Source organism: Xanthomonas vesicatoria ATCC 35937, from assembly GCF_001908725.1.
In the GTDB taxonomy this organism is placed as follows: Bacteria; Pseudomonadota; Gammaproteobacteria; order Xanthomonadales; family Xanthomonadaceae; genus Xanthomonas; species Xanthomonas vesicatoria.
Genome location: NZ_CP018725.1, coordinates 3,598,856 through 3,614,108 on the forward strand (window position 1 = coordinate 3,598,856; position 15,253 = coordinate 3,614,108).

Genomic DNA, 15,253 nt, shown 5'->3' on the forward strand with positions numbered 1-15,253 from the left:
TCCTACTTTGATTTGTGCCGGTAAGCGACCAGCAACTCGGATTGGATCGATGCCAACTGCGGCGGCTGGCCAAGCAGCCTGATGCTCAGCTGATACCTGCCAGGCTGAGTTCCTTGCGCCCATGCGAAGGCAAGCTGCGTGTAGCGACGCTCTGGAGATTCAAGACCCGCAGATTGAAGGGACGCGCCATCCACCTCGTCCATCCACACGCCTGGAACACGCCCGTCTGCACTCACAGCGATGGTCCGAGCGGGGACGCCTGCCTGCGATTCAACACGCACCAAGGGCATGTTGATTGAACCGCTTGGTCCAAGCCGTTTCAGAACAAGCTCAGCGTGCAAGCCGGATCTGCGGAGCGCTTGAGCAGCTTCAAGTGACTTCAGAGCATCCTCGTCACCGACGCGTATACCCAGGAACAGTGTGCCAGTCGCGCTCTTGCCAGGAGGCTGCACGTTGAATTCGACCACCATCGGACTGGTCATCGCCGTCAACTGCAGCGGCCGTACGATGGGAAGCTGCCCATCAGCCGCAACGCGCGTTGGCACGTCCTGCGTCTGGGTTGTCTGTGCCTGGCAACTTGTCAGCAGCGAGATGCCTGAGCAGACCAGAACACATAACAGTAGTTGCCCGTATCGTTGCATGTGGATCCCTTCACTTTAAGCAAGACTAGCGAGCCGCGCGTCTATGGCTCTGCTTATTTATACACCGCTGACAGCGGCCAGGTTACTTCCTACGCAAGTTTCAGGCTGCAGCCTTACCCTTTGGGAGGGTGTCCTCGCTGTCAGAACCAATACCTTGCTGCGAGTCTTGCCAGGTGGCCAGACTTCCGCGCATCGACCTTCCCGGCGTCCCACAGCACATCGTGCAGCGCGGGAACAACCGCTTGCCGTGCTTTCTGAATGATGGCGGCCGATTGCGCTATCTGCACCTGATGCATGAGTCCCTGCACGCGACAAGCTGCCAGTTGCACGCTTACGTCTTGATGGACAACCATGTGCACTTGCTAGTCACGCCATCTGCTGCGGGACGAATCGGTCAACTGATGCAGCGGCTTGGGCGAAACTACGTCGCATTGTTCAATGGCCGCCACGGACGCACTGGTACGCTATGGGAAGGGCGGTACAAAGCGTGTCTTGTGGACAGTGCGAACTACGTCCTTCGCTGCTATCGCTACATTGAGCTCAATCCGGTGCGTGCTCGCCTGACCGACAACCCGGCGGCGTATCGTTGGTCCAGCTGCCCAGCCAACCTAGGCCAGCGCAAGCACTCCGCACTGACACCACATCCCTGTTGGCTTGCGCTTGGTAGTGACCCGATCGAGCGATCCAAGGCCTACCGTGCTCTGCTCGATGAAGCGCTCTGCGACGACCTACTCGCCAACATTCGTCTTCATCTACAGCAGCAGCGGGCCCTTGGCCACGACGCCTTCCGCGCAATGGTCGAAGCCAAGACCCACCACTTTGCAGGCGTCAGGCCCGCTCATCGGCCACGCAAACCGAACACCGCCGACTGATAAGTTAACCTGAGCCACCCCTGATAACTCGGACACCTGAAAGCGAGGACAATCCTCGCAGGGAGGTGTTCGATGCAGAAGCGGCAGCGGTTTACAGCGGAGTTCAAGCGGGAAGCAGTGCGGTTGCTCAAGGCGGGAGATCGGCCAGCGGCCATGATCGCGCGGGGGTTAGCCATCCCGCGCAACCGGCTCTACAAGTGGGCCACGGATCTCGATGCGAAGGGCGCTGGCGCCTTTGGCGGCAGTGGCCGGCCCAAGGCCAACCCGGATGAACTGGCCAAGCTGCAGCGCGAGAACGAGCGGCTGCGCCAAGAGAACGAGATCCTAAAAAAAGCGGCGGCGTACTTTGCGCGGGAGCTACCGTGAAGTACGCCTGGATCCGAGATCAGCGGGGTTACCGGGTGCGTTGGCTCTGCCATGCGTTGGGCGTGTCGCCCAGCGGCTATTACGCGTGGTGCGCTCGCCGTCCGGGGCCACGCGCACAGGAGAATGCCCGGCTATTGCAGCGGATCGAGCAGTTGCACGCACAAACCCGCCAGGCGTATGGCAGCGAGCGCCTGTGGCGCGCGTTGCGTCAGCAAGGTGAGACATGCGGCCGGCATCGGGTGCGGCGCCTGCGGCAGGCACATGCGATCCGCACCAAACGGCGACAACGCTATCTGCGCACGCGCAGCACATACCAGCGTGCGGCGGTAGCGCCTAACCGGCTGGCATGGCCGTTCGTCAGTCCGGGGCCAGATCGGGTGTGGGTGGCGGACATCACCTTCATCCCGACCCGGATGGGCTGGTTGTACCTGGCGGCAGTTCTAGACATGCACAGCCGGCAGATCGCGGGCTGGGCGATGGGCCAGCGGGCCGATCAGGCGTTGGCCAGCGCTGCGCTGGCCATGGCGCTGCACCGCCGACGGCCAGCGCAGGGCGCAATCCACCATAGTGACCAGGGCACGCAATACACCAGCGGTGCATATCAGCGGCAGTTGCAAGAAGCTGGGCTGGTCGCAAGCATGAGCCGCAAGGGCATGCCTTACGACAATGCGGTGATGGAGAGCTTCTTCAGTTCGCTCAAACAGGAACTGACGCACCACGAGCGCTTCGCCAGTCTCGACGAAGCGCGCGGGAAAGTGTTCGAGTACATCGAAGTGTTCTACAACCGGCAGCGGTTGCACAGTGCGCTGGGCTATCGCTCGCCGGCCGAGTTCGAGAAGATGGCTGTTGTTCCCTAATTAACCTGTCCGAGAAATCGGGGGTGGCTCAGGGTTACTTATCAGTTGGCGGCACTTGGCTTGCGTGACCGATAAGTGAGCTTGACGCCGGCGAAGCAGCAGGTCCTTACTTCGAGCGTCTCATGAAAGACAGCGTGGCTGGGCCTCTGCTGCTGCCATGAATAATGGCAGATTACGGTTTTATCGTTCTTATGATTGAATTAGAAAGTCAACGTTTCTTCGGTATCTGCATAGACCAGCACGACCTTTTCGCCTGCATACGGTAAGGCGACCTCAGGTGACGATGGCTCAGTCTTGGAAAATTCAACTTTCGCCATGGTGTCACATTTATCACTGATGCTGCATCTGCGAATGGCAATGCGCAATACGCCGTGGTCGTTTGCGAAATCCACACCGGGAGAATAAAAGAGGCTTTCTGCAGGCATGTGGTAGCTAATTCGGATTGCATTGCCCTCTGCTTTTTCGATCTTGACGGGCTGAACATCTTTCTTCTTGTAATCAGAGCGTATCTTTCCTCCTGTACATGCAGTCAAAGTTGATATCGCAAATAATCCCGCAGCAAGAGTAAGCCTGATTTTCAAATTCACATCAATACCTATCTGTAAATTCGCCAAAATAACTTGGCGCCTACTCCCCAATGTCCTGTGGAGCTCGGTGCACTATAAGCTTGCTTAGGTGGATTCCGTCTGCAGAATGAAATCCGACCATCCATGTAACCGGTACAGGTGGCGCGGCCACCGAGGGCTGCGCTTCTTTCATGATGGAGGGAAGCTTGCAAGCAACTGACGCCTTGTAACCTGCCCCCGAAGAGCTAAGTGCCTTGCATTGGAAGCCGAGGTTCTCAAGATTCTTTTGCGCGGCTGTGAGAGGCGAGCCGATCGGATTATCCGCTTCAAGCTGCTGCCTTGCTTCAGTGGAAGACTGTTGAGTATTAAACACGAGCCGTGAGTCTTGCTGCATGGCAGAGCACCCCGATATGAAAAAGAGGCTAGCAGCTACCAGTGGTGCTAGAGGACTACGGTTGGCTTGAGGATCGTTTTGCATGATTTGACAGCTCCACCGCAATCACACGGATGGTCATCCATGTGGATGTCGGTTGCAAGTATGCTCCCATAAGGTAGTGGAGCTATGACGTAACAGAGTCCGGTTTAACTTGATCTCGTTTCATCGCAGTCTGTGCGTCGGTTGCTGCCACATCTTTCGCTTTGCTCTTCAATGCCATCTCGAGCAAATATTCATAGGTCTGAAGCTTACCCCTAGCAGATGTGCCACCCAGCAGATCATCCAGAAGAACAGCAGGAAAATACCCACCATTGCTGTCAATGGGGACATTGCTAAAGGATTGCCACCTGCGCGCAGAACCAGAAAGAGCGACACCGCAACCGGTAGAAGTCCTAGCTTGTCGATGCTTCCAGCCAATAGAGCAATGCGGCCCGCACGGCGCATATGACTGTAGCGGGCGTGATCTAGCATGACTTGCAGGGTTGCTGCCGGATGCCCTTGCAGCCAAGTCACCTCCTGCAGAAATTGCTCTAGCTGATGATCAGTGCGCATTGCTTGATCTAATGTCCATCTACGTAGATCGCTCACAATCCCATAGATGCCAAGCAGCATCAGGACGCCCAATGCCACTAATGCGACCCGGAGGCCGGCGGTTGCGACCTTCACTAGCAACTGAGGCGGAACGCTCGTGAAGCTGAGGAATGATGCAATCAGCGTCGAAGCGATTGCCAACACCATAACGATGGCGGCGCCGCGCATGAGGCGGCTTGGGCTGGCGGTATCTGCTGGAAACTCCGGTAGTGCGCTGAGGCGTTCTTCTAAAGCCTTAAAGGTCAAGGGCAAGATTGGTGCTACGTCGCTACTTTCCATGAAACCTGCCATCAGTTGAGTGATACGGCGAGATTAGATCTGTCTGGTCTACACGGCCAGGTGGAAGCGCTGGGACAGTACGAAATTTTTCTTCTAATGCGCTCGGTGCGTAGCGGGTCTGTGATCTCCAATATCTGAGCAGACAGGCTGTGTGGTCGTGCCTTTTGGATCTGCCTTTCAAGAACAGATGGCCGCGGTTGACATCGCAATCCGTGCGTTGCAATCTCCAACTTAAGGAGCGTCGAAACTCCTCACACAGCGGTACCCACCTCCGTCAAATCGGTGGGTTTTTTGTGCCTGCATCCTGCAGGTACAAGCCGACGCAATGCTTGCGTCGGGAGGGCGGCTAATACAACACCCGCAAGGGGAATACGCCCGCCGGCTGTGTGCGGTTTCGAACCTCCCGACATCCCGTTGCCGTTGGCGGCGGTTCTTGGGTTGTTCTAGGAGGGCGTTGCCATGTCTACCGCACCATTCATGCCGGCATCTGTGCCGGTTGATCTGTTGCCAGCTTCCGCTCACCGCCTGCGTTGGGATGTGGGCGATGTGCTGAGCCGGCTCGTCGCACGCGCAGCTGTTGAGCAAGCGAGCGACTCTTCTGCGCATCTACTGGGTCGCCAGCCCCGTTTGTTGCCGCTCACCTCGCGCAGCCGTTCGGCAAGCACGACAGTGGGGTTGCAGCAGTGCGTCGCCGCATCCATCACCCGCCATCACCCGGAGGTGCCATGACACGCCGCCGCCCACCCACGGCATCTGCCAGCGCTCGGCCCACCCGCACGCGCACGCGCCCCGCGCCGCCCAAGCGGGTGCAGTGGGTCGTTGTGGAACCCGACCGCACCAAGCTGCCACCGATGCTGCCGCCCGACCCGGACGCCTCCCCGCAAGGCCCTGGCACGCTGCGCGCACCCCGCCGCGCCCGCCGCCCGCGCCAATGCACCGTCAGCTACGCCCATTACCCCGGCACCCACGACCACGCGGGAGACCAGCACGTGCCCCACGTCCGCCTCAGCGGCCCATGGCTGGAACAACTGGGCTTTGCCATCGGCACCAAGCTGCGCATCACCGCCAGCGCGGGGCAGTTGTTGATGGAGGTGTTGCGGCCGGCGGAGGTGCCTGGAAATCAACGTAGGGAGCGTCGGTGAGCGCCGCCGGCCGCATTCAGCTGAATCCGTCCGGCGCTAGCCGATCTTGCGAACGCAGAACCAGGTGAAGTCATTGCTGTCGCCGCCTGATCCGAGGTCATTGACGTGTTAAATTTCAGCGACACTCTTAGCGCAGGATTAGAGAGATGGCCCTTCACCTTGGGAAATCCCACGGCCGGCAAGTTAATCAAGGACGTAATGCCTTCCCTCAGGCAACGCTGTTACCAATTGTGCTGCTGGCACTATGCACCTTTCATGCAGGATGTGCCTCCAGCACTCCACGCGATCAGTCAGCCGTAGCGGCTGCAAAGCCCTCCGTTGAAACCAGGAGAAAAGACGTGACGGAACGCCTCAAGCAAGATGTCGATCGTTTGATCGCAACTGACTTCCAAGATAGCGCTGCAATCAGTGCTCAACTTCACACTCAACTCGGACCGCTCCAGTTAGACGGGGAAAGAGAGTTGCGTGTCAGCGAGAGTGGCGTACTGGCAGGTGAGAAATTGCAGCGCGTTGAGTTAAGTAATGCAACAGATGATCCATCGCGTGGAAAGTTGTTGATCGATTTTTCTCCACCTGGTCCAACCTTTGGGCACGCCCCCTGGCCAGATACTATGCCCTATCCACCACGTCCGGATGCGCCCGATTCGAGAGCATATTGGGTGATGACGGTTGACGGTAAAAAAGTCACTTTTGGTTTGACTGAAGACCAGTCCCACCTAAGTTATATCTCAATCAATAAAATGTGACTAAAGGCTTACTTGCTCAAGCAAAGGAAATGCGATGGAAAGCAATGAAGAATCAAAACTTCCGCACCCTAAGCAAGCGGGTGCATCATCTGCCAGCGTACCGCCCACTTCACCGCTGACAGACCCCGCACTTGCTCCGTTTCTTGGACAGTCACCTACGCTACAAGCAGGCTTATCTCAACTCAAACGTGATGGCATAGGCGTTGTGTGGGGTAATGCAGGCGGGGGTACTTACATAGTGCCTGACAAGCAGGTCGTGATTGACCAGAATGCGATCGGCAAGGGCGGGCGACTCGCCGCATCGCTCTCGCATGAAATTGGTCATCACCGGTTCGCTGAGCCTCCTGATTATTCGTCCAAACAAGCTTATGTGAGTAACATGCTCCGCGGCGAAGCTGCAGCAACGCTCAGTAACGCACTGGTTCGGCGTGAGATTTTTAATAATCAAGGGCCGGATATTGGTATCGCTGGTAGCGGAAATAGGCCGCAGCAGTACGAAGCAATTGCCGATCAGCAAATGGCAGGCCGCATCACGCGCAATGCGGCGTTGAATCAGATCGCCCAGATATTCAAGACGGAACAACCTTCGGTTGGGCCAAGTAAGACATACGAGCAATATTATGGGGATTACTATGACAAACACATTGTCCCCTGGAAGCTTAAACAAGGGCGGCCGGAGCCCGGAGCCGTTAGTGATATCACTTCTTCTGGTGTGCAACAGGGTGGGCTTGGCCCTGAATCACCCTCGACACCACCGAAGACCCCGTTGTTGCCCTCGCAGCCAGGCCATGCGGACCACGCGCTGTACCAACAGATCAAAGGCGGTGTGATGCAGCTCGACGCCCAGCACGGCAAGAGCTGGGACGGGGCAAGCCAGCGCATGACCGCCAGCTTGCTTGCACTGGCAAAAAAGGAAGGACTGTCGCGGGTGGACCATGTCGTGCTCGACAACCCCACAGGTCAGCTGGCCGGCGGCGAGAAGGTTTTTGTCGTCCAGGGCGCCCTCAACGACCCGGCACACCAGCGTGCACACATGCCGACGGTGGACGCCGTGCAGGCACCAGAGAACCAGTCGTTCGATCGCCTGCAGGCAATCAACCAGACTCAGGCCCAGGCCCAGGCACGCGAACAGCAGCAGTCGCTGGAGCAGTCGCAGCAAGCCGTTACCCAGGCCGGACCGTCAATGGCGCGTTGAGGTTCAACAAAGCAGAGTGAAGCCCACACGGCGACACGCCCACACGCTAAGCGCGCCAATCCATCGTTAGTTACCCCGTTGCCGCCAGCGCCGACGACCAGCACGTGCCCCACGTCCGCCTCAGCGGCCTATGGCTGGAGCAACTGGGCTTGTCCATCGGCAGCAAGCTGCGGATTACTGCGAGTGAGGGGCAGTTGGTGATGGATGTGTTGGCGCCGTTGGAGGTGCCTGCCAAAGCGCGTAGCGTGCGGCGCAAGATGTCGCCAGCGCTGCATGCAAGGCAATTCGTCCGGGGCATAAGACGCATGCTGCGTAATAAGGTGTCTGCTCGATTAGTGGCTTAGGTATAGTGCTCATGCGCCCTCTATCAGGCTCGCGCGCCGACCATGACCACCGAGTAGAGGTAAGTATGCGGATGTTGACTGCGTTCCTTTCAGTTTTCCTTCTATTGCCTAGCTGCAGTGCGGTGTCAGCCACCAAGGCGCGGCACTCCATTGCATATCCCACAGAACTCCAGGGGATGTGGGATCTGGGGCCACAATCGTGCAAGCTACCCTTGAATCCCGATTCTGATTCGCCCATACGTATCGAGAATACCCGACTGCGTGGGTATGAGCACGAGGAGACTCCGGTAGCAATCAAGCTTGTTTCTACCAGCCCGCATGCATGGGTTGTCTCCGCCAAGTCGGACATTGCGCCAGATATAAGAACTGATGACTTGTACATTTTGAAGGGCGAGCATCTAGTGATTTCCGACGGTGAATCAGTCAAGCAGTATCGTCGGTGTAAATAATTGAACAAGGTTTTACATGATCAAGGAGAGAAGTCATGGCAGATGAAGAAGGAAATGTCCTTCAACCTGCGCCGTACAGGCTGCAGCAGTTTCATAGTCCCAGGCTCGGCAATCAGCGTGTCGAAGATTTCGAGGGTTTGGTCACTCATCATCCCGGGGCAAATGCGCGTGCTCAAGTGGTAGACGGCATTCCTGTCAATGTCGAAAACCCGCGTACCCGGTCTTACGGTGTGATTGGCGGGGAAATTCAGGAGCTGGAGACGCGTAGAACTGACGGCGGACCTTCCAGCGCTCTGGGCGCGGAGCAGGTGCTCTTGACCAAAGATTTCATGCTTGAAGATAGCCGTATCCCGCCAGGTGGCGCCAACGTTCGCGCCGTTGATGTGCCTTCGCCTGTTGCAGGCTACATAGCCCGTGTTGATGCCGACCGGTTTGGTGCCGTAGATATCTACGATCGCAAAGGCGGCGAATTGGTCGCGCGCATCTTGCATCTGGATCCAGTCGGGGTTTCGGTAGGAGACAGCGTGGAATACGGTCAGTCGCTCGGTACGCAGAGCAACAAGGGGCTGCCTAATGCCGGCAAGCATGTCCATATGGAGATGGATACGCGTTACTACCAGCAATCCGAAAACTACATGGAAGACCTCGCGAGCGGGCGTCTATCGGTTGATGCCCAGACACGGATTGGTGGCATCGAGCCAAGGCCAATTGTGGACGACGGCACCATCCGCATAGGCGAATCGTCTGACATCGTGCGACAGGTGCAGCGCACATTGAATGCTGAGGGATTCCGAGGCGCAGATAACCAGCCGCTTCAGGAGGATGGTGTGTACCGTCTCTCAATGCAGCCGGCTGTCATCAACTACCAGCAAGCCCGTGGCCTCTCTCCGACGGGAGATATCGATCCTGCGACATTGCAGCAGATCGCTCCTCGTGTATTTCCACCCGAGCTCAATAGAGACGATCACAACGCAGCGCCGACCTATCGAAATATGCAAGGTGCTGCACCCACGCAAGATCCACTCCATCACCAGGCCGAAGACGCAGTTCGCCGCCTTGAGCAGGGCCTTGGCCGAGAGTACGACGACAACAGTGCCCGGCTGGCTGCAAGTAGCGCGCATTTGGCCAAAGAGCACGGACTGACGAGGATCGATCATGTCGTGCTGAGCGAGAACACCAAATCGGTGCGGCAGGGCGAGAATGTCTTTGTTGTCGAAGGCGCGTTGAACGATCCCGCTCACAAGATGGCGCATATGAAGACGAGCGAGGCGATAGCGCAGCCCGTAGAGCAATCCTTGGCGCAATTGCAGGCCTTGGGCGAAACGCAGCGCCAACAGCTATCCCAGCAGCAGGACCAACAGCGAGAGCAGTCGATTGCGCCCCAACACCGGATGGTGTGAGGCCTAATACAATTTGTCTGGGCCTGTTAAACGCTCCGTCAACCGCATGCGGTAGGCAGGTAGGCGAGGTGCTGTGCCGGCTGGCCGCTTCTGGTAGGCCGTCGCTTTCAAGCAGGGAGGAGTCGCGCTGTATGTCATTGGCTATCTTCCGCTCTTACGTTTCGGCGGCGGTCGCAGTGGTCGTTGCCACCTTTGCAGGATGCGGCATGACCGAGCCGCCGATCTCAAGGAAACAGTTTTCCGAACATGTTGCGACGCTGCTGGCAGGCAAGGACTCAGCCGTGGTTGAAGCTGGAAGGCTGACCGCTTTCTCCTGGAAGACGCTGTGCTTCGAGCGCGATGACAGCTTGCTGCTGAAGTTCGATCGTGGCGCAGGAGACATCCGTGCTGCCGTTGCCTTATGAAGACTTCTTCGTGGATGAGGCGCACGTGGTCAATTCGCTGGAGGGTAGCTGCGTCACGCCAGCCGATCACATCCTGATCAAGAAGAAGTATCCGGGCTATCACGGGCCTATCGCGTTTCAGAAGGGCGCGTAGCTGGACTGAGCCGTGGTTGATTTTGCAAGTTTGTGGAAGCCAGATTGCGAGGTTGCCCAGAGGCTATGTTGGCATCGCGATGAGCTGAGCCGCACACGACGTGGTCTCGATTGAACTTGAGTTGAATGCTCTTAGCGGTTTGGCGCTCAACGGATCACAGTGCGCCTACAGGCTGGGGCCGATCATCGCGGCCATGAATAGTGGAAACCAGATCACGGCGCGAATTGCCTCCGTCGTGCCCGGTAGCACGGGGCGTTCCAGCAGCAAGGTGACTGTCGAGTTGTCAGGCGCACCTGATCCGCGGTGGCTGGCGTGCTTCAACTTCGTCGTGCAAGGACGCGACGGGTTTTTCATGCAAGACAGGCCGGTCTTCGACCGTGGCACCTTTGAAGGTGAGGTACTTGCCGAGCAGATCGACGCGTTCCGGCTGCAGCTGCCTGAGGTCGTCGCAGCGGCCAATGTGCTTGCGAACGCGCAAGCGAACAAAGACGCGTCGCGGCTGCGACGCTGAGCGGCGCCGGCTCCAGGCGCGCGATATGCTCGGCAGTGCAGTCGCTGCGCTGCAGACATTCGAAGCCCGCCGTTCGGTCGATGATGCCGGTCTTGAAGCCTGAATCGTTAGTGCGCTTTTGCCACGCAGGCGTGGCCGATGCCATGTTGGCGAGATGGCCGGGCACAACGACGGTGCCACTCCTATCAGCTGCATGGTGCGGTGATCTGGGCTAGCCAGAGTAGTGGACGCAGATCCGCTGGCAGCACGGGAAGCACGGTCATGACCGTCTCCCTTCCGGACGTTACCCGATTTCAGGAAGGCTCCGATCAAGCCTGCGTATTTCAAACCATATCGGTGAACCAGCTTTCCGGTGCGCATCGCATCGCGTCAACGCGACGCGGCGCGTACTGGCATTCGCCCCCCTCACCAATCCGTCGGCGCGTAATCCTTCAGGAACTGCCCCCACACGTGCTCGCCGGTGTTGAAGCCGTGGATGATCGGGTCGACGATGCGGGCGGCGCCGTCGACGATATCCAGCGGCGGGTGGAAGCGTTCCTGCTGCACCTTGAGCGCGGCGATATCGGCGGGATCTTCATCGGTGACCCAACCGGTGTCGACGCTGTTCATGTGAATGCCGTCGTTTTGATAATCCGCCGCCGAGGTGCGCGTCATCATGTTCAACGCGGCCTTGGCCATGTTGGTATGCGGGTGGCGGGTGGTCTTGAAGTTGCGGTAGAACTGGCCTTCCATCGCCGAGACGTTGACGATGTGCTTGTCGCGCTCGGGTGTGCGCAGCATCAGCGGCTTGAGTCGCGCGTTGATGATGAAGGGCGCGATGGCGTTGACCAGTTGCGTTTCCAGCAGCTCCACCGACGGCACTTCGGCCATCAGCAGGCGCCAGGAGTTGCGGCCGCGCAGGTCGACCTGCTGCAGATCCTGGTCGAGACGGCCTTCCGGGAATAGATGTTCCTGGCCCACCAGCTCGTCGTCCAGCAGCGCGACCTGCGACAGCTCGGCGGCGCGGGTGAGGCCATCGGCATCGGCGAGGCCGCGCCCGTGCACGGCCGGCAGCGCGGTGGCCGAGGCTTCGCGCAATAGCTCGGGCGTGCGTAGCCCTTCGTAATGGCCCACCAGCTGCCGCACGGTGTCCGGTAGCGCATCCAGCGCGGCGGTTTCATTGGCCATCATGTGCGCGTAGAACTGCGGCGGGCGGCGCACGGTCTGGCAGGCATTGTTGATGATGAAATCGAGCCGCTCACGCGTGGCCAGCAACTGGCTGCAGAAAGCCTCCACGCTGGGGGTGTGGCGCAGATCCAGGCCGAAGACCTGCAGGCGGTGACCCCACTGCGCAAAGTCCGGCTCTTCCGCGTAGCGCGCGGCCGAATCGCGCGGGAAGCGCGTGGTCACGATCAGTTCGGCACCGGCACGCAATAACTTCAAGCCGGCCTGATAGCCGATCTTGACCCGCCCACCGGTGAGCAAGGCCACGCGGCCGCGCAGGTCGGCGGTTTCGGTGCGCTTGAAGAAGTTCAGTTCGGCGCAGGCCGGGCACATCTGGTCGTAGAAGTGATGCAGCTGGGTGAACTTCTGCTTGCACACGTAGCAGTGCCGCAACTCGGGCGAATGCATCGGCTCCGGCGGCTCGGATGCGTTCTCGCCGTTATGGGCGTCGTGCAGACCAGCGGCATGCGGCGGGAAGAAGTTCGGCGTGCTGAACACCGGCTTGCGTCGCAACGCACGGATGCCGCGTTGTTCGAGCAACGCCTCGGCCTTGCGCACCTTTTCCTGATGCCGCTCGCGCTCGCGCTGCTTGAGCAGCTGCCGCCGCGCCTTGGGCTCGGGGTGATAGACCTTGGCCACCACCTGGTGCAGGCGCACGCGGTCGGCCTCGGGCAGGGTGTCGAGCACGCTGCGGTCGGCCTCGATGGCCTCCAGCAGGTCCAGCGCCGCGCGCAGGCGGTCGGTGAGCGGCAGGTCGTCGTTGGCGGGCAGGGGCGGGGCGTTGGTGTTCAAGGCAGATCCGGAAATTAGCAATAAAAGCGGAGCTAAAGGCAACAAGCAGCGATAAAAACAGCGCGAAGTTGCGGTGTGGCGCGCAGTGCGGAGACTCGACTGACGCTATCGACAATAGCCATTTTCGCCGTTTTGGTGGGTCGGCGCCAGAATTTACAGGCCGGCGCGCCTGAATTGCGGAAAGCTCAACAGATGTCGGCAATCTGGACTACCGTTGCTCACTTGATCGATTGCTTAGTTGGCAGCAGATGTCGTCGGTACAAGTACTTCGCCATTGTCGGTGCCGTCGACGGTTAGGGTAAGCGTTCCCGAGCGTCCAGTTTCCGGCGGTGTGATGGGCGGCAATCCGCGCAGCGCAGCTAAATGCTCAGGAATTCTTGCTTCTTCTTTGGCGATAAACACGTTTCGGTCGACCTTGCCGGCGTCATCCTTGTAACTTCGGCTGAAGTAAACTTTTGCGAGTGTGCCTCCCGGCGCAGTTTTCCAGAATGCAACTTGGTACTCAACGGAATCGTCGCGCATTTGTGGGATAGCAGCTGCCGTTTCGTTCTTGGCGGGAGAGACGTAAATTTGCTTGAAATGGGGATTTCCGCTGCGCTCTCCGGTCTGACGTAGTAGTTCCAGCTTGGCCTCTGGAGTGCTGCCGTCGAAGTGATGGAAAATGGCAATCATGTTGCTCCACTTGATCAAGCTTTGGCCCTGTGGGATATATTCAACATAAACAAGCGAGTCTCCGCGCGATTCGGCAACATAGCCCACGTAAAAACTGGTTCCTTCGAATTCGATCCGTCTAGGAACCCCGGGTATTTCGATGTTGGCAGGAATGGATGCCGGGGAAAGGTGGATATCAATCTGCTTGCCACTACAGACCCCTTTGACTTCGGTGACGCTACGTAAGTCAATTTTTCGGTTCACGAGGTCAAATTTCACATCGATCTTGTCAGTGCCATCGTCATTTATCCATCCATATCCCATCGTCTCACGCGAAAATTGAATGATGTAAGGCTTTCCAAGCGATCTGGTGACTTGTTTGGCTGTCCAGCCAAGCTTGATCGACTGTGCCTTTTCGCAATCAATCGGTCTTGGTGATGTTGCCAACGCAAGTGGTGTGCATAGAATAGATGCCACGAAAATTGTCGTGTACCGCAATAGGTGCCTGGGGTGCATGACGATCCTCGAGATCTTGATGAAGTAGGTTTTTCTTCGGTCCCGCATAGCTTATTGGAAATTTCGGGGTACTTCACTACAAGTGTTAAAGAAACAGTAGATGTCTGCCTCTCACGCGTTCTCCAAATCGTGTGAGCTACGGTGAAAGCTTGTGATTTGCATGGAGAAGGCAGCATGGGTCTGTTGGTCGATGGCAAGTGGCAAGACAGTTGGTATGACACCAGCAAGAGCGATGGGCGCTTCGAGCGCTCGCAATCGCAGTTTCGCAATTGGGTCACGCGCGATGGCAGTGCGGGGCCGCATGGCGAAGGTGGTTTTCGGGCCGCTCCAGGGCGTTATCACCTGTATGTATCGCTTGCCTGCCCGTGGGCGCACCGCACGCTGATCTTTCGTCGCTTGAAAGGTCTCGAGTTGATGGTCGATGTGTCGGTCGTGCACTGGCTGATGGGCCAAAACGGCTGGACCTTCGCCGGTGGGCCGGGCGTGGTGAGCGATACGTTGCATGATGCACAGTATCTGTACGAGGTGTATCTCAAGGCCGACCCGCACTACTCGGGACGGGTGACGGTGCCGGTGTTGTGGGACCGCGAGCGCAAGACGGTGGTGAGTAACGAGTCAGCCGACATCATCCGCATGTTCAATAGCGCCTTCGATGAGGTAGGCGCTGCAGATGGCGATTATTATCCTGGGCCGCTGCGTGAGCAGATCGATGCGGTCAATACACGTATTTACGACACCGTCAATAACGGCGTCTACAAGGCGGGCTTTGCCACCACGCAGGCAGCCTACGAAGAAGCAGTGGTGCCGCTCTTCGAGACGCTGGACTGGCTGGAAGCGCACCTGGGCGAGCACCGTTACCTCTGCGGTGAAAGGCTCACCGAGGCAGATTGGCGGTTGTTTACGACGCTGATCCGGTTCGATGCGGTGTATGTCGGGCACTTCAAATGCAACCTGCGAAGGATTGCCGACTATCGGCAATTGTCCGGATTTCTGCGCGAGCTTTACCAGATGCCCGGTATTGCGGAGACAGTGAATTTCCAGCACATCAAGGGCCATTACTACCAGAGTCACGACATCATCAACCCGACCGGCATCGTCCCGATGGGGCCGCTGCTGGATCTGGACGCGCCACATGGGCGTGGGAGTTAATGCGCCTGTT

General features: G+C 58.3%; 16 protein-coding genes and 2 pseudogenes. 13 read left to right on the top strand and 5 right to left on the bottom strand.

The window, feature by feature from the left end:
• Positions 1-2 precede the first annotated feature (2 nt).
• Positions 3-641, bottom strand: a complete 639-nt coding sequence (locus BJD12_RS15585; protein ID WP_005989863.1) for a hypothetical protein — start codon at positions 639-641, stop codon at positions 3-5.
• A gap of 173 nt (positions 642-814) precedes the next feature.
• Here BJD12_RS15585 and BJD12_RS15590 point away from each other — a divergent pair, with 173 nt between their 5' ends.
• The 3 genes from BJD12_RS15590 (at position 815) to BJD12_RS15600 (ending at position 2,736) form a co-directional block, all read left to right on the top strand.
• Positions 815-1,513 (top strand): transposase, encoded by a 699-nt coding sequence (locus BJD12_RS15590; RefSeq protein WP_074059418.1) that lies wholly within the window; start codon positions 815-817, stop codon positions 1,511-1,513.
• 72 nt (positions 1,514-1,585) lie between these two features.
• Entirely contained in the window at positions 1,586-1,879 is a 294-nt protein-coding gene (locus BJD12_RS15595; RefSeq protein WP_005997377.1) for a transposase, read from the top strand.
• Positions 1,876-2,736: an IS3 family transposase gene (locus BJD12_RS15600; protein ID WP_005992929.1), complete on the top strand. Its 861-nt coding sequence runs from the start codon at positions 1,876-1,878 to the stop codon at positions 2,734-2,736. Before BJD12_RS15595 ends, BJD12_RS15600 begins: the two co-directional genes overlap by 4 nt.
• 200 nt (positions 2,737-2,936) lie before the next feature.
• On the opposite strand, the gene BJD12_RS15605 is transcribed toward BJD12_RS15600, so the two are convergent.
• Together BJD12_RS15605 and BJD12_RS15615 are read right to left on the bottom strand one after the other, a co-directional pair.
• The gene (locus BJD12_RS15605) at positions 2,937-3,323 is read right to left on the bottom strand and encodes a hypothetical protein (RefSeq protein WP_228860959.1); all 387 of its coding nucleotides are present in this window, start codon (positions 3,321-3,323) and stop codon (positions 2,937-2,939) included.
• Positions 3,324-3,948: 625 nt separating this feature from the next.
• Positions 3,949-4,608 carry a hypothetical protein gene (locus BJD12_RS15615; RefSeq protein WP_228860958.1) on the bottom strand — a complete coding sequence of 220 codons (660 nt, stop codon included), beginning with the start codon at positions 4,606-4,608 and terminating at the stop codon, positions 3,949-3,951.
• A 725-nt stretch (positions 4,609-5,333) separates the two neighbouring features.
• On the opposite strand from BJD12_RS15615, the gene BJD12_RS15630 reads away from it, so the two are divergent.
• The 9 genes and pseudogenes from BJD12_RS15630 to BJD12_RS15660 all read left to right on the top strand — a co-directional run bounded on the left by BJD12_RS15630 (position 5,334) and on the right by BJD12_RS15660 (position 10,932).
• Entirely contained in the window at positions 5,334-5,750 is a 417-nt protein-coding gene (locus tag BJD12_RS15630) for a SymE family type I addiction module toxin (RefSeq protein WP_005992935.1), read from the top strand.
• A gap of 146 nt (positions 5,751-5,896) precedes the next feature.
• Positions 5,897-6,496, top strand: coding sequence for a hypothetical protein (locus BJD12_RS15635; protein ID WP_074059421.1), 600 nt, complete (start codon positions 5,897-5,899; stop codon positions 6,494-6,496).
• 34 nt (positions 6,497-6,530) lie between these two features.
• Entirely contained in the window at positions 6,531-7,691 is a 1,161-nt protein-coding gene (locus BJD12_RS15640; protein ID WP_228860957.1) for an XVIPCD domain-containing protein, read from the top strand.
• A gap of 59 nt (positions 7,692-7,750) precedes the next feature.
• A pseudogene (locus BJD12_RS24990) lies at positions 7,751-7,945 on the top strand (SymE family type I addiction module toxin); the annotation flags it as partial.
• Positions 7,946-8,813: 868 nt separating this feature from the next.
• A pseudogene (locus tag BJD12_RS25390) lies at positions 8,814-9,035 on the top strand (XVIPCD domain-containing protein); the annotation flags it as partial.
• Positions 9,036-9,077: 42 nt separating this feature from the next.
• A complete protein-coding gene (locus BJD12_RS25250; RefSeq protein WP_005992945.1) occupies positions 9,078-9,884 on the top strand; it encodes a peptidoglycan-binding domain-containing protein in 807 nt (268 codons plus the stop codon).
• Between the two features lie 131 nt (positions 9,885-10,015).
• Positions 10,016-10,288 (top strand): hypothetical protein, encoded by a 273-nt coding sequence (locus tag BJD12_RS24995; RefSeq protein WP_005992947.1) that lies wholly within the window; start codon positions 10,016-10,018, stop codon positions 10,286-10,288.
• The gene (locus BJD12_RS25000; RefSeq protein ID WP_005992949.1) at positions 10,269-10,421 is read left to right on the top strand and encodes a hypothetical protein; all 153 of its coding nucleotides are present in this window, start codon (positions 10,269-10,271) and stop codon (positions 10,419-10,421) included. The genes BJD12_RS24995 and BJD12_RS25000 overlap by 20 nt, the downstream gene beginning before the upstream one ends.
• Before the next feature lie 193 nt (positions 10,422-10,614).
• Positions 10,615-10,932 (top strand): hypothetical protein, encoded by a 318-nt coding sequence (locus tag BJD12_RS15660; RefSeq protein ID WP_042828070.1) that lies wholly within the window; start codon positions 10,615-10,617, stop codon positions 10,930-10,932.
• Positions 10,933-11,337: 405 nt separating this feature from the next.
• On the opposite strand, the gene BJD12_RS15665 is transcribed toward BJD12_RS15660, so the two are convergent.
• Together BJD12_RS15665 and BJD12_RS15670 are read right to left on the bottom strand one after the other, a co-directional pair.
• On the bottom strand, positions 11,338-12,927 hold the full coding sequence (locus BJD12_RS15665; protein WP_005992952.1) for an SDR family NAD(P)-dependent oxidoreductase: 1,590 nt from the start codon (positions 12,925-12,927) through the stop codon (positions 11,338-11,340).
• A 234-nt stretch (positions 12,928-13,161) separates the two neighbouring features.
• Positions 13,162-14,055, bottom strand: a complete 894-nt coding sequence (locus tag BJD12_RS15670) for a hypothetical protein (protein WP_126936620.1) — start codon at positions 14,053-14,055, stop codon at positions 13,162-13,164.
• Positions 14,056-14,268: 213 nt separating this feature from the next.
• Here BJD12_RS15670 and BJD12_RS15675 point away from each other — a divergent pair, with 213 nt between their 5' ends.
• Positions 14,269-15,243, top strand: coding sequence for a glutathione S-transferase family protein (locus BJD12_RS15675; protein ID WP_039420970.1), 975 nt, complete (start codon positions 14,269-14,271; stop codon positions 15,241-15,243).
• Positions 15,244-15,253 lie beyond the last annotated feature (10 nt).